Genomic DNA, 13,928 nt, shown 5'->3' with positions numbered 1-13,928 from the left:
CAAAACGGTGCCTTTACCCCATAACTGTACGTTGAACCGTCATCCACTGCACTGGGAATGGTAAGTGTCGAGTAAAGTCCCGACTTTTCCCGATCAGAGCGGATCGTCGACGGGGAGCAGCACCCCCCCCAGCCACGCGTCGGTCTGGTCCTCGAAGCTCGCCTCGCCCGCCCGGCCGGACGCCCCGAACGGGACGACCCAGCGGCTCGCGCTCCGGTCGGCGAGGTCCCAGACGTAGCGCGCCACGGGACCGCCGTAGCAGCGCTCGGTCGAGCCCGGCGCGCTCGCGGCGGCGAGCACGCAGCCCTTGTCGCCGCTCACCGGTCGACGCCGCGGGGTCGGCCGCGCGCCCGCCGTCTCGCCGACGGGGTCGAGGGCATGCACCGGGTCGAGCCAGTGCCGCTCGCCCCACACCTGACTCGGGCTGATCGAGGCAGCGACGTGCTCGAGGGCGTGCCGCACCCCCTCGCCGACGGCGATGCCGTGCGGCGGGCCGAGCACCGCCATCGCCTGCCACCCGGCCCCGACCCGGGTCGGCACGTCGGTCCACGACGCGAAGAGCGGCGAGTGCGCGCTGGGTCCGGCGATCGGGGCGAGCACCGGGTGCGCGGCGAGCCAGCGCACGAGGGCCGTGCGCCAGCCGGCGAAGAGCGCCGCACCGTGGCTGCCGGCGTCGCTGTGGGCGTCCCAGGCGAGCAGCGCGTCACGCACCGCGCGGGCGGGCTCGCCCAGCGCCTCGGGCACGCACGCCCCGACGAGCTCGCGCATGAGGTCGGCCTGCCCGTTGCGGGTGTCGACGTGGATCGCCGCGCAGTCGTCGGCCGTGAGCCCCGTGCGCTCACCGACGAGCGCCCGGATCCGCTCCGCTCGGAACGGCGTCGCGTACTCCGCGCCGAGGCCGCCGCCGCTGGCCCGGTCGTTGGCGCTCACCGCGACGTCGGCCACCACCTCGGCGGGCACGGTGCGGTAGCCGCGCCAGGCGTGCCGCGGGTCCCACGCGGGCAACGGCAGCGCGAGCCCCGCCGCGTCGCGGTCGGGCACGCGCCCGACGACGAGGTGGCGCATCGCGCCGGTGTCGTCGGCGACGAGGGCGCTGTTGACCGGCTCGACCCAGTGCGCGAGCGCCGCCTCGACGTCGTCGACCGTCCGCGCCCGCAGCAGCGGCAGCAGCGCGGCGAAGCCGAGGTCGTGCTCGACCTGCGTGGGGGTTCGCAGGCTGTATGCCGGCGGGTTCCCGTCAGGGACGCCACCCTCCGCGCGCTCCAGCTCCCCCTCGAGGCCGGTCACGACCGGTCCGCGGGCGGTGACGACCACCGGCACCACCTCGGGCTGCTCCCCCCGCACCGCGATCGACTCGGTGCTGGCCTCGACCGGCTCCCAGCCCTGCAGCCCGCGGGCCTCGAACCGCCGTCCACCCGGACCGTCGAGGACCCGCAGCGTCTCGAGGGTGAGGTCCTGGTAGTCGGCCATCGCGTTCGTGATGCCCCAGGCGACCGACCCGGCGTGCGCGAAGTGCTGCACGCCGGGCACGCCGGGGAAGGTGAAGCCGACGACGTCGATGCCCGGGCAGGCGAGCCCCACCTGCTGGTAGCAGCCGGGCAGCTCGATGGTGCGGTGCGGGTCGCCGGCCACGAGCGGCAGGCCGCCGGCCGTGCGCGACCCGCCGATCACCCACGCGTTGCTGCCCGAGCCGTCGGCGCCCTCGGCGTCGAAGAGCGGGAGGAACGACGGCCCGAGCCGGTCGGCGACGTGCGCGTTGAAGAGCTTGCCGGGGAACGTGCCGAAGAGCAGGTGGATGCCCCAGAAGATGCCGAGCGGCGTCCACGGCTCCCACGGTCGGGGGCGGGCGGCATACGGCTGCAGGCCGAGCGCGTCGATCTCGGGCGCGTGGCCCAGTCCCTCGGGGAGCGCGACGTTGACGCCGTCGACGTAGGCGGCGAGCCACTCGCGCGTCTCGGGGTCGAGGCCCTCGAAGCAGCGCCGCACGATCGGCTCGAGGCGCACCTGCCGGGCGAAGCGGTCCCACGGCAGGCCGGCACGCCCGACGTGCTCGGCCGTGCGGCCCTCCATGCGCCAGCGGTGGTGCTCGACCTGCCAGCCGCGGTCGAGGGCCGTCACCCGTCCCTGCAGGTGCGCGAGCTCGAGGACGTCGTCGGCGCGCAGGTGGGGCACGCCGAGCGCGTCGCGGCGCACCCCTGCGGGGTCACCCATCGCTGCGGGCGGTGCGGCTCTCGATCTCGCGGAAGAACGCGTCGGAGATGCGGCGGAACTGCTGCAGCGTCAACGTGATCGGGTCGCCGGCCCGCAGTCCGAGCACCCCACCACCGGGCGCCGGGGCGTCGGGGTCCTCGGGGTCGACCGCGAGCGTGCCGCCGTCCTCCATGAGCGAGCGCGAGAGCGCCCGCACCTCCGCCACGGCGGTGCCGGGGCCCGCGTCGGGCGTCGGGAAGGAGGCGTCGAGCACGAGCAGCATGTTGTTGAAGTACTCGTACTCGAGCGACTCGAGGGCGCCCTCGAGGCCGGAGACGTCGGCGTCACCGTGGTCGCGGGCGGCCTGGGCGACCTCCCGGAACATCCCGATCTGCGACTCCACCCGCGATCGGCAGGCGTCGACGTAGTCCTGGTCGTGCTCCCTCATGACCTCAGCCTAGCGAGCGGAGCCTCCGGACGCGGGGCCCGCGAGGCCGCTAGGTTGGCAGCCATGGCAGCGCGTGAACGCAACGTGCTCGGTGGCGACCTCGTGGCCTGCGGCACCGACCCGCTCACCGGCTTCTACCGCGACGGCTACTGCACGACGGGGCCCGAGGACCGCGGTAGCCACACCGTCTGCGTCGTCGTCACGGCCGAGTTCCTCGCGCACCAGCGCTCGGTCGGCAACGACCTCGTCACGCCCCGGCCGGAGTGGCGCTTTCCCGGGCTCACCCCCGGCGACCGCTGGTGCGTCGTGGCCGCCCGCTGGCTGCAGGCCCACCAGGACGGCGCGGCCGCACCGGTGCTGCTCGCCGGCACCCACGAGAAGGCGCTCGAGGTCGTGCCCCTGCAGCTGCTGACGGCGTATGCCGCCGACGTGCCCGACGACCCGAGCTCGCTGCTCTGACGGCCCGGACGCGGCGGTCGGCAAGCCGCCCCGACGTGGCGCGAACCTGATTGGTCCCATTCGGCCCCCGTGGGCCGGTCCGGGGCCGACAATCGAGCCACCGTCCCCGTCGACACCTGGAGCCGCCGTGCGCCGCGCCCCCGCTGCGGGAGCCATCGGGCTCGTCGCGCTCGCCGGCGCCCTCGCGCTCGGCGGCTGCTCGAGCGGCACCCCGGCCGTCGAGCTGAGCCAGGTGGTCGCCTCGACCGGCACGCCCGCGCCACCGAACACGTCGACGGGTGCACCGACGAGCACGGTCGTCGTGACCCAGGTCGACACCCGCACCGTCACCGTCACGTCCACCGTCGTGCGGACGACGACCGTCGTGGCCACCCCGGCGGTCACGGTGACGGTCCTGCCGCGCCCCGCCCTGACGACGACGCGGGTCTTCGACCGGGCGGGCGCCGTCGTCGACTACACCGCCCTCGTGGCCGACGTGGCCGCCCTCGACCGGATGCCGCTCGGCGGTGCGCCCGCAGCCGTCCGGCTCGACGAGCTGTCCCGCCGGCTGGCGCGCCTCGAGGCGAACGGGCCACCGCCCGGCGTGGACCCGCCCAGTTACTACGGCCGGGTCGGCTCGCTGCGCCTCTTCGCCGACGCCGCCTCGGGGGAGGCCGAGGCCTCGTCACCGGTCGCGGTGAGCCGCTACGCCGTGATCCGGCAGGAGACCGTCGTGCTGCTGTCGGTCGTCAACGGCGCCCTGTCGACGACGTTCACGGTGCCGCCGGCTCCCCCGTCCCCCTCGACCCCCGTGCCCCGAGCGAGTCCAACGCCTCGGTGAGACCCTGCCACGCCGTGGCGCTGTCGGCGTCGTCGGCGTGCGGCTCGCTGAACCAGCGGACGTAGAGCGCGACGTCCGTCAGGTCCCAGCGCAGGGCCTGGGCCTGCAGCTCCTCCGGTCGCACCACCCGCCCCGCGTGGCGCGCGTAGGCGTCGAGCACCTCGAGCGAGGCGGCTCCGTCGGCGCCGGCCACGTGCCACAGGTCCCGGGCGCGCGGCGCGACGAGGGTCGTGTCCCAGTCGACGAGGTGGAGGCCGTCGGCGCCGACGAGCACGTTGCGCCAGTGCGGCTCGCCGTGCGTCACCGCCCAGGCGTCGCCGTCCGTGGCGGCGTCCTGCCGGGCGCGCGCGGCGGCGGCGTCCCACTCCTCCAGCGCCGGCCGCAGCACCGCGGCCGCGGCGGCCAGCGCGCGGGCGGCGCGATCGGCATACGGCCGGTCTGCACTTGGGCCGCCCGCCCAGGGCAGGGTGCCCGTCATCGCGCGCTCGAGACGGTCACGCTCCGGCACGCACAGGTCGTCGCGGCCGGCCGTTCCCGCCACGACGTCGGTGCGCGCGTGCAGGCGGGCGAGCGCCGAGACCACGGCGTCGCGGTCGCCGCGGTCCTGCACCCCCGGCTCGGGGGTGCGGGTGACGTCGAGCCACGGAGTCACCGAGAGCCAACCGGTCGTGCCGAGGTCGACGACGACCTCGCCGTCGCGGCTCGGGACCGGGGCCACGACGAAGGCGAGGCCGGCGTCCGCGAGCGCGCGCGCCGAGCCGAGGGCGGCGCGCAGCGGCCCGCCGGGGACGTCGACGTCGAGCGTGACGAACCACGGGACGCCCGCCGCGTCCACGGCGCGCCAGTGGTGGCCGCCGAAGCCGACGGCGGCATACGTCAGGGTGACCACGTCGATGCCCCACCGATCGCGCAGGGCCGTCACGATCCGGCCGGGATCGAGGCCCGGCGGCGGGGTCATCACGAGCGGGTCGGCGGGTCGGCGTGGATGCGACGGCTGAGCCGCGAGTGCGAGCGCGGCGCCGGCACGCGCGACCACACGGCGCGCTGGAGCGCGAGGGTGAGCCACCCCGCGAGCGCCATGCCGACGAGGTTGACCACGAGCTGCAGGCCGCTGCCGCGCACCTCGTCCCACGCGCCGAAGGCCAGGCCGAGGGCGACGTTGCCGGCGGCGGGCACCGTCGTGACGGAGATGAAGACCCCGCTCAGCCCGCCGACCTTCGCCGAGGTCAGCGACAGCACCCCGGCCGCCGCCGCGAGCACCGCGACGATGAACGACCACTTGTCCGGCGTGTAGATGAAGGCGGTGGCGGGCCGGGGGCCGCTGATGTCGTCGATCGTCACCCACCCGAGGGCCCGTGCGGCGAGCCCGGCCACCGCGGTGACGGCGATGGCCACGCCGAAGCCGACGAGCAGCGCCCGCGCCGCGACGGCGAGCAGCAGGGTGCGCCGTCGCACGAGGGCGACCCCGAGCGCGGCGACCGCGCCGAACTCCGGCCCGAGCACCATGGCGCCGATGACGAGGATCTGGGAGTCGAGCACAATGGCGATCCCGGCGATGAGGGTGGCGAGCGACATGAACGACAGGAACGTCCAGTTGAGCTCGCTGTCGTCGTAGGAGCGTTGCGCGACCTGGGCCCAGACGACGGCGTCCGAGCTGCTGCCCGGCGTCTCCTCGTCGGCCTCGAAGCCGCGGCGCGAGACCCAGGTCGTGACGGGCTCGATCTGCAGCGTGCCCTCGCGGTGCACGCCGAGGTCGCGCAGCCGGTCGACGAGCACGTTCGCACCCTCGCGGGCGACGTCGGCGTGCACGACGTCGCCGACGGGGCGCAGCGCGGCGCCGCGGATCACCGAGAGCGTGCTGACGGCCGTGGAGTCGGCGAGCACCTCGGTGACCCGGTCGGTCAGCTCGGCCGGGATCGTGACGGTCAGTCTCAGCATGGGCGACAGTCTGCCGCCCGCTTGACACCCGGTCTCGACGGACGACACAGTGACATCTGATCATCCGATCAGATGAAGGGATGAGCATGACGACCGTCACCGGTCTCGACGGGTGCGCGACCTCGCACGTGCACCCCGAGAAGGTCGCCCTGGCCGCGGCCCACGCGCCCGACGAGGGCGAGCTGGCCCGCGTCACGAGCGTGTTCAAGCTCATCGGCGACCCCACCCGGGCCCGCCTGCTCTACGCCCTCCTCGAGGCCGGCGAGCTCTGCGTGTGCGACCTCGCCGCGGCCACCGCCACGGCCGAGGCCACCGTGTCGCAGGCGCTCCGGCTGCTGCGCGCGTCAGGTGTCGTCACCGGCCGTCGCGAGGGTCGCAACATCTTCTACCGGCTCTCCGACGCCCACGTCCGCCTGCTGCTCGACGTGACGCGGGAGCACGCCCTGCACGACGGGGCCGTCCGGTGAGCCACGGCCACGGCCACGCCCACCACGCGGCCGGTCGCCACCGGTGGCGCCTGGCGGTCGCCTTCGGCCTCGTCGGGGCCTACTTCGGCGTCGAGCTCGTCGCCGGCCTCGTGTCGGGATCGCTCGCGCTGCTGTCGGACGCCGGCCACATGGCCGCCGACGTCGTGACGCTCGGCGCCGCCCTCGTCGCGACGCGCATCGCCACCCGTCCCGACACGACCGGACGACGCACCTTCGGCTCCTACCGCGCCGAGGTCTTCGCCTCGGGACTCGCCGTCCTGCTCATGCTCGCCGTGTCGGTCTACATCGCCGTCGAGGCGGTCGGGCGCATCGGCGCCGCCCCCGAGATCGCCTCGGGCACGATGCTCGTCGTCGGCGCGATCGGCCTCGTCGTCAACGTCGTCGCGCTGCTCCTCCTGCGGGGTGGCGCCGCCGAGAGCCTCAACGTCCGCGGCGCCTACCTCGAGGTCGTGGCCGACACGGTGGGCTCGCTCGGCGTCGTCGCCGCCGCCCTGCTCGTGCGCTCCACCGGCAGCGCGTGGTGGGACACCGCCGTGGCGCTCGCCATCGCGGTCTTCGTCGCGGTCCGGGCCGTCGGCCTCGGCCGCGAGGTCGTGGCCGTGCTCGGCCAACACGCACCGTCGGGCATCGAGCCGACCGAGCTGCTCGGCGCCCTGGAGGAGGTGCCGGGGGTCACCGAGGTGCACGACCTGCACGTGTGGACCCTCACGTCGGGCATGGACGTCGCGACCGTCCACGTCGTCACCACCGACCCGGGCGCCGGGCCCGAGGTGCTCGAGGCCGCCAGCCGGATGCTGCGCGACCGGTTCCACGTCGCGCACGCCACCCTGCAGGTGGAGACGACCGACCGCTCCCGCTGCCAGGGCGCCGACTGGTGACCCGCGACGCTTGACGGCGAGGGGCGGGACCGACAGGGTCCGAGCGTGACGCCGCCGCTGCCCCCGTCCTCGCTGGTGCGTTCCCGGCTCGCCGCCGGGACCGCCTTCTTCGTCCAGGGCCTGCTCTTCATCTCTCTGACGACCCGCCTGCCGCAGGTGCAGCAGAAGTGGTCGCTCGACGAGCTCGCCGTGAGCGGCCTGCTGCTCATGGTCGTGCTGCTCGCGGGCGGGGGCTCCGTCGTCGCCGAGCTCGTCGCCGGCCGGTCCTCGAGCGCCGTCGTCGTCCGGCTCGGCCTCGTCGCCGCGACCGCGGGTTTCGCCGTCCTGCTCGTCGCGCCCACCTTCGGGGTCTTCGTCGCCGGGCTCGCCGTCTACGGGCTGGCCCTCGGTCTCGTCGACGCGTCGTCCAACATGCAGGCGGTCACCGTCGAGCACCTCTACGGCCGGCCGATCCTGCCGTCCTTCCACGGGTTCTGGACCGCCGGCGGCATCCTCGGCACGCTCGTCACGCTGGCCACGGCCGACGTCGAGCTGGGGCCGGCCCTCCTGCCGCTGCTCGTCGTGCCGGTGGCCGCCCTTGCCGCGCCCTACGTGCGCCGCGACCGGCTCGCCGCGCCCGGCGCCGACGTCGCCGTGCCGTGGCGCCGGATCGCGCTGCTCGGGCTCGCCATGGTGCTCTTCTACATGGTCGACACCGCCGCGACGACGTGGGGCCCGGTCTACCTCGACGGCACGCTCGACGCCCCCACCGGCCTGACCGCCCTCGCCACGCTCCCCTACCTCGTGGCGACCCTGCTGGCCCGCGCGGTCGGCGACCGCCTCGTCGACCGGCACGGCCCGGTCTGGCTGCTGCGGATCAGCGGGGTCGTGGCGTCGCTCGCCCTCGCCGTCATCGTCTTCGCGCCCTCGTGGGTCGTCGCCGTGGTCGGCTTCACGGTGCTCGGTGGGGCCGTGGCCACCATCGCCCCCCTCAGCTTCTCCGCCGCCGGGGCGCTGGCCGGCGGTGACGACGCGTCCGCCGGCGAGCGCATCGACACGGTCGACGCGGTCATCGCGCGCTTCAACCAGTTCAACTACGTCGGCGCGCTGCTCGGTGCGGTGCTCACCGGCGCCGTGGGAGCCGACGACCTGCGTCTCGGCTTCGCCGTCCCCATGGTGCTGGTCCTCGGCATCGTCCCGCTCGCGACGCAGTTCGCGATCATCCGCCGCCGGGTCCCGGGCGGGACGGTTCCCGACCTGACGGGCTGAGCACGTCGCGCAGCACCGCGCGCAGCACGGCGAGCGCCGGGCGCACCTGCTCGACGCGGATCGCACCCACCCCCAGCACGAAGCCGTGCCGGGGACGCTGCTCGACGTGCCGCACCGACAGGGGCTCGACGAGCAGCCCAGCCCGCAACGACCGGGCGGCCAGCTCGACGTCGTCGGCGCCGGGGTCGCGCAGCAGCGTGCACACGTGCAGGCCGGCCGCGGACGGCACGACCTCGAGCCACGGCGCGAGGCCGTCCTCGCGCGTCAGCTCGTCGAGCAGGGCGTCCCGTCGGGCGCGGTAGACCTTCGTCGCCCGTCGCACGTGGGCCGCGTGGTGACCCTCGGCGAGGAAGTCGGCGAGCGCCCCCTGGGTGGCGGTGTCGCCGTCCCAGACGGTCACGCGCTTGGCCTCCCTCAGGGCCGGGGTGAGGCTGGCCGGGGCGACGGCGTAGCCCACCCGCAGGGCCGGCAGGAGGGACTTGGAGAACGAGCCGATGTAGACGACCCGCCCGTCGCGGTCGAGGCTCTGCAGCGGCTCGAGGGGGCGCTCGGCGAAGCGGAACTCGCTGTCGTAGTCGTCCTCGACGATGACGGCGTCGTGCCGGACGGCCCACTCCAGCAGAGCGACCCGTCGGGCCCGCGACATCGCGACGCCGGTCGGGTGCTGGTGCGAGGGCGTGACGTGCACGAGCCTCGCCGCATCCGGCAGGGCGTCGACGACGAGACCCTCGCCGTCGACGGGGACGCCGCGCACGACGGCTCGGTGGGTCGTGAGCAGCCGCGCGGCCGCGGCGTAGCCGGGGTCTTCGACGGCGACGACGTCACCCGGCTCGAGGAGCACGCGGGCCACGAGGTCGAGGGCCTGCTGGGCGCCCGCGGTCGTCACGACGTCCTGCCCGGCGGCGACGACCGAGCGGGACGCGCCGACGTGCCGGGCGATCTCCGCCTCGAGGCGCGTGCCGGCCGCCCCGGTGCCGGGGTCGGCATACGTGCGCGTCGAGAGCCATTCGCGGCGCAGCGCCCCCCGGACGAGCCGCTGCCACGTCGCGATCGGGAAGAGCGAGACGTCCGGCACCCCGACGGAGAGGTCGTGCACGACACCGGTCGCGAGGTCGGTCGTGCGGTCGGGGGTGCGGTCTGGGGTGCGGTCGGGGGTGCGGTCGGTGGCTGGTCCCGTCGTCGCCCAGACGGACGTCGGCGCGATCGCGCCCACCCGGGCACGACGACCGTCGGTCGGCGGCGCGCAGCCGTCCGCGACGAAGGTGCCCGAACCGCGCCGGGCCTCGAGCAGCTCCTCGGCGAGCAGGCGGTCGTATGCCGTCGTCACCGTCCCGCGCGAGACGCCGAGCTCCGCGGCCAGCTCGCGCGTCGAGGGCAGCCGGTCACCTCCGCGCAGGCGACCGCCGAGGACCGCCGCACGCAGCTGGGCGTAGAGCTGGGCCGTCAGGTCGCCGGAGCCGGTCGACGTGAGGTGGACGTCCATCGCCCGAGCCTAGACTGGCCCAAACGAATGCACCAGAAGTGGAACTTCCGACAGGTCCACCACTGCGGCAGGCTCGACCCATGGCCAGCACCGCGTTCGGCGGGTCGCTCACGGTCCCGCAGGGCGCGGCCCTGTCGGTGGGCGCCGTGCTCGGCACGGGCGTCATCACCCTGCCCGCTCTCGCGGCCGAGGTCGCAGGCCCCGCGTCCCTCGTCGCGTGGGCGGCGCTCGTCGTGCTGTCGGTCCCACTGGCCTGCACCTTCGCCGCCCTCGGCGCGCGGCACCCGGACCGCGGCGGGGTCTCGACCTACGTGCGGAGGGCGTTCGGCGAGCGGGCGGCCGGCGCGGTCGGGTGGTGCTTCTACTGGGCCGTGCCGGTCGGGGCGCCGCCGGCGTCGATGATGGCCGGCGGCTACGTCGCGGACGTCGTCGGAGGTGGCCGCACGACCACGGCGGTGGTGGCAGCCGCGCTCGTCCTCGGGACGGGCGCGATGAACCTCGTGGGGCTGCGCTTCTCCGGCCGGGCGCAGCTGGCGCTCGCGTCGGCGCTGGCCGTGCTCATGCTCGCCACGATGGCGGTGGCCCTGCCGCACGGCACGACCGCGTCGCTGACCCCCTTCGCACCGCACGGCTGGTCCGCCGTCGGCACGGCCGCCGCGGTGCTCGTGTGGGGCTTCGCCGGCTGGGAGGCGGTCGCCTCGCTGGCCGGCGACTACCGCCACCCGAGGCGCGACGTACCGCGGTCGACGGCGGTGGCGGTGGGCGTCGTGGGCCTGCTCTACCTCGGCCTCGCGGCGACGAGCATCCTCGTGCTGGGTCCCGCCGCGGGGCGCAGCCGGGCTCCGCTCTCCGACCTGCTGGCCCTCGCGCTCGGCGACCAGGCGAGGGTGGTGACCGCCGTCGTCGCGGTGCTGCTCACCGTCGGGGCGATGAACGCCTACTTCGCCGGAGGGGCGAGGCTGGGGGCGGCACTGGCCCGCGACGGTGCGCTGCCTGCCTGGCTCGCGCGGGGCCACGCCGCCGGCGAGGTGCCGCGTCGCAGCGTCCTCGTCGTCACGGCGAGCTCGCTCGTCTCGCTCACCCTGGCCGCGGTGCTCGACCTCGGCCTCGCGCCGCTCATGCTCCTCGCGACGGGATGCTTCACGCTCGTCTACGTGCTCGGCACCGCGGCCGCGCTCCGGCTGCTGCCGCGGGGTTCGGGCGTGTGGTGGACGGCGCTCGCCGCGAACGCGTCGGTGTGCGCGCTGCTCGTGCTGAACGGCGTGCACGCGCTGTGGGCGCTCGGGGTGGCAGCCCTCGCCCTGCTCTACCGCTCGGGTGCCACCCGTCAGCCTCGGTTGGCCCAGCGCTCCGGCGTCGTGCGGTAGACGCGCGACTCGTCCTCGTACCACTTCGTCATGACGCCGAGGTCGTCGAGACCGAGGCGACGGCAGACCGCCTGCGACCGCTCGTTCGTCGTGTGCGTGATCGCGTAGACCTCCGGCAGGCCCGCATCGAAACCGTGCTGGATGGCGGCCGTGGCGGCCTCGGTGGCGTAGCCGTGACCCCACGAGTCGGGGTGCAGGTGCCAGCCGACCTCGACCTCGTCGTGCTCCGCGTTCGGCAGGGTCAGCAGGATGACCGATCCCGCGACGACGCCCGTCTCGCGCACCTCGACCGCCCAGAAGCCGAGCGGCGGCACCTCGCTGCGCACGGTGTAGCGGTCGATCCGGGCGTGCGCCTCGTCGAGGTCCTTCATGAGCACCGGCTCGCCGTCGCCGAGCCACTTGACCACCTCGACGCGGCTCTGGATGTCGAGCAGGCGCTCGGCCTCGTCATGCGTCCAGGGGCGAATCGTGAGTCGTGCCGTCTCGAGCTGCATGGGCCCCACGCTCGCACCCGGCACGCCCCCGCGTCCACGCGATTCCGATGAGCTCACCTCACCCGACCCGGCCCCCCCAGCGCTGCTCCCCCACCGGGACGCACCCCCCGACCCGAGACCGGCGACCATCCCACCCGCCGCCTCTGCGTTGCTCCCCCACGCGACGCACGCGCGAACCCGACCCCGACCCGACCCAGTACCACCCACAGCCTCTGCGTTGCTCGCCCACGCGACGCACGCGCGTCCTGCACCGCGGTGGCCCTTCCCGCCAGCGGCACGCGTCACCGGACGACGCGACGCAGACGCCGGCGACGCCATCCGTCCACCGGCCGCCCCACCCTGCCCGCTTCCCCCTGCGACGCAAAGCAGAGCGCCCGAGGAGACCGCCCCAGGAGCGGCGCGACGTCGCGGCCGGGCCCGTGTCCGTGCGTCGCCTGACGACGCAATGCAGAGCGCGCGGGGGCACTCCCGCAGACCCGCGTCCACAGCCCCCTGGCCGCACGGCCGGCTGTCCACAGGCGCGGGCGAGGACCCCGCGCCGGACCGCCTACCGCGGGACGGTGGTCCCATGACGCTCCCCCTCGGACACGGGGTCGACGCCTTCGGCAACGCCCTGCGGCACACGCGCCGCACCTACCTGCTGAGCCAGCGGGCGCTCGCCGAGCGGCTCGGTGTGTCGCCGAGCCGCATCGCCAAGCTCGAGAGCGGCCACCACGGCATCACCCTCGAGGCGGCCATCGCGCTCTACCGGACGATCGGCTACTCCGTCGGGCTGGCCCACGTGTTCCCGTGCCCGCACAGCGAGCAGGTGCACCCGCGGTGCGACGACTGGGAGTCCGACGGCGCCGTCGGGCTCGTCGACGCCGCCCTGCGCGCGTTCCCGGCGCACGCTGCCGTGGACGCCTGGATCCCGTCATGGTGGGGTGCACGCCACGGCTGGGGAGCCTCCCAGCGCGAAGACCTCTGGTGGCACCACGACCACCGGTCGCCACCGGCGTTCACCGCACGGCAGGATGTCCGCATGTCCGACAGCGACGGCGCAGGCGTGACGACCGGCTCCTCCCACCCCTCCGAGACGAGCGAGACCTCCGAGACGAGCGAGGTCGCGCGGGCGTATGCCGCGATCCGTCCCGACGTGGAGGCCGCGACCGCCCTCTTCGTCGAGATGGTGACGGGGCTGCTCGACGAGGCCGGCATCAACTACCTCAGCGTGGGTGGGCGGACGAAGACGGTCGCGTCCTTCGCGTCCAAGGCCGAGCGCCGCCGGGACGGCCAGCTGCTCTACCCGGAGCCGCTCACGGACATCACCGACCAGATCGGCGTGCGGGTCATCACCTTCGTGCACGACGACGTCACGGCCGTGGCCGAGCTGCTCGCCGAGGAGCTCGCCGTCCTCGACGACCGCGACATGGGCCTCGAGACCGCCCGCTCGGGCCGCTTCGGCTACGCCAGCCGCCACCAGCTCGTCGCCGTCGACGCGAGCCGCACGGTCCCGTCGCGCTACGAGCCGCTGCGGCGACGCAGCGCCTCGGTGCAGATCCGCACCGTGCTGCAGCACGCCTGGGCCGAGTTCGAGCACGACATCCGCTACAAGGGCACGGTGCCCGAGGAGCACGCCCACGACCTCGACCGCCGATTCACCCTCGCCGCCGGACTCATCGAGCTCGCGGACCGCGAGTTCTCGGCCATCCGCGACCGGCTCCAGATGGCCCTGCCGGCCAGCCCTCCCGACCCGGAGGTGCAGGACCCGCGGATCAGCACCCAGGACCTCGCGAAGTTCCTCGCCTCGAAGTATGCCGACGCCGGCTGGTCCCGGACCGACCACTACACGTGGGTCTCCGGCCTGCTCCTCGAGCTCGGCATCACCTCCGTCGACGACCTCGCCGCGGTCGTCGCCCCCGTCGATGCCGCCGACCTCATCGCTCGGATGGGCTACAAGTACCCGCCGGGGGCGGTGCGCCGCCTCGACGACGCCCTGCTCGCGACCTTCGGTACGCGCTACCTCGACCTCGACGGCAACGCCCACCGCCGGGCCTCCCTCGAGGGTCGTCTCGAGCGCCTCGGGGCGGGCTGAGCGACCCGCTCCGAGAACGTGCGCCGTCATGTCGATTCCCA

The 13,928-nt window shown here is 75.0% G+C and carries 13 protein-coding genes; 7 read left to right on the top strand and 6 right to left on the bottom strand.

All coding sequences use genetic code 11. The features are described 5' to 3' along the window. Window positions 1-93 precede the first annotated feature (93 nt). The gene (locus tag ABD979_RS02815; protein WP_345505915.1) at window positions 94-2,211 is read right to left on the bottom strand and encodes a penicillin acylase family protein; all 2,118 of its coding nucleotides are present in this window, start codon (window positions 2,209-2,211) and stop codon (window positions 94-96) included. Beyond that, the gene (locus ABD979_RS02810) at window positions 2,204-2,638 is read right to left on the bottom strand and encodes a hypothetical protein (RefSeq protein ID WP_345505914.1); all 435 of its coding nucleotides are present in this window, start codon (window positions 2,636-2,638) and stop codon (window positions 2,204-2,206) included. The genes ABD979_RS02815 and ABD979_RS02810 overlap by 8 nt, the downstream gene beginning before the upstream one ends. Before the next feature lie 63 nt (window positions 2,639-2,701). Here ABD979_RS02810 and ABD979_RS02805 point away from each other — a divergent pair, with 63 nt between their 5' ends. Both ABD979_RS02805 and ABD979_RS02800 read left to right on the top strand, forming a co-directional pair. Then, the gene (locus ABD979_RS02805; protein WP_345505913.1) at window positions 2,702-3,097 is read left to right on the top strand and encodes a DUF2237 family protein; all 396 of its coding nucleotides are present in this window, start codon (window positions 2,702-2,704) and stop codon (window positions 3,095-3,097) included. Window positions 3,098-3,224: 127 nt separating this feature from the next. Then, complete coding sequence (locus tag ABD979_RS02800) at window positions 3,225-3,917, top strand: hypothetical protein (RefSeq protein WP_345505912.1); 693 nt, start codon at window positions 3,225-3,227, stop codon at window positions 3,915-3,917. On the opposite strand, the gene ABD979_RS02795 is transcribed toward ABD979_RS02800, so the two are convergent. Together ABD979_RS02795 and ABD979_RS02790 are read right to left on the bottom strand one after the other, a co-directional pair. Continuing rightward, window positions 3,850-4,875 (bottom strand): hypothetical protein, encoded by a 1,026-nt coding sequence (locus tag ABD979_RS02795; RefSeq protein ID WP_345505911.1) that lies wholly within the window; start codon window positions 4,873-4,875, stop codon window positions 3,850-3,852. The two genes, ABD979_RS02800 and ABD979_RS02795, sit on opposite strands and share 68 nt — an antisense overlap. Continuing rightward, complete coding sequence (locus ABD979_RS02790) at window positions 4,875-5,855, bottom strand: DUF389 domain-containing protein (RefSeq protein ID WP_345505910.1); 981 nt, start codon at window positions 5,853-5,855, stop codon at window positions 4,875-4,877. Before ABD979_RS02790 ends, ABD979_RS02795 begins: the two co-directional genes overlap by 1 nt. 86 nt (window positions 5,856-5,941) lie before the next feature. On the opposite strand from ABD979_RS02790, the gene ABD979_RS02785 reads away from it, so the two are divergent. The 3 genes from ABD979_RS02785 to ABD979_RS02775 are packed head-to-tail and all read left to right on the top strand — an operon-like array spanning window position 5,942 to window position 8,469. Continuing rightward, window positions 5,942-6,322: an ArsR/SmtB family transcription factor gene (locus ABD979_RS02785; protein WP_345505909.1), complete on the top strand. Its 381-nt coding sequence runs from the start codon at window positions 5,942-5,944 to the stop codon at window positions 6,320-6,322. Then, on the top strand, window positions 6,319-7,221 hold the full coding sequence (locus ABD979_RS02780; protein WP_345505908.1) for a cation diffusion facilitator family transporter: 903 nt from the start codon (window positions 6,319-6,321) through the stop codon (window positions 7,219-7,221). Before ABD979_RS02785 ends, ABD979_RS02780 begins: the two co-directional genes overlap by 4 nt. Window positions 7,222-7,266: 45 nt before the next feature. Further along, window positions 7,267-8,469, top strand: coding sequence for an MFS transporter (locus ABD979_RS02775; RefSeq protein WP_345505907.1), 1,203 nt, complete (start codon window positions 7,267-7,269; stop codon window positions 8,467-8,469). On the opposite strand, the gene pdxR is transcribed toward ABD979_RS02775, so the two are convergent. Further along, complete coding sequence (gene pdxR, locus ABD979_RS02770) at window positions 8,420-9,952, bottom strand: MocR-like pyridoxine biosynthesis transcription factor PdxR (protein ID WP_345505906.1); 1,533 nt, start codon at window positions 9,950-9,952, stop codon at window positions 8,420-8,422. The genes ABD979_RS02775 and pdxR overlap by 50 nt on opposite strands. An 80-nt stretch (window positions 9,953-10,032) precedes the next feature. Here pdxR and ABD979_RS02765 point away from each other — a divergent pair, with 80 nt between their 5' ends. Beyond that, window positions 10,033-11,319 (top strand): APC family permease, encoded by a 1,287-nt coding sequence (locus ABD979_RS02765; RefSeq protein ID WP_345505905.1) that lies wholly within the window; start codon window positions 10,033-10,035, stop codon window positions 11,317-11,319. Here ABD979_RS02765 and ABD979_RS02760 read toward each other — a convergent pair. Beyond that, window positions 11,280-11,813 carry a GNAT family N-acetyltransferase gene (locus tag ABD979_RS02760; protein WP_345505904.1) on the bottom strand — a complete coding sequence of 178 codons (534 nt, stop codon included), beginning with the start codon at window positions 11,811-11,813 and terminating at the stop codon, window positions 11,280-11,282. The genes ABD979_RS02765 and ABD979_RS02760 overlap by 40 nt on opposite strands. A 568-nt stretch (window positions 11,814-12,381) precedes the next feature. On the opposite strand from ABD979_RS02760, the gene ABD979_RS02755 reads away from it, so the two are divergent. After that, window positions 12,382-13,887, top strand: a complete 1,506-nt coding sequence (locus tag ABD979_RS02755) for a helix-turn-helix domain-containing protein (protein WP_345505903.1) — start codon at window positions 12,382-12,384, stop codon at window positions 13,885-13,887. The last annotated feature ends 41 nt before the right edge of the window (window positions 13,888-13,928 follow it).

The organism is Terrabacter aeriphilus (genome assembly GCF_039542985.1).
In the GTDB taxonomy this organism is placed as follows: Bacteria; Actinomycetota; Actinomycetes; order Actinomycetales; family Dermatophilaceae; genus Terrabacter; species Terrabacter aeriphilus.
This window is presented reverse-complemented; position numbering and strand designations above follow the sequence as displayed.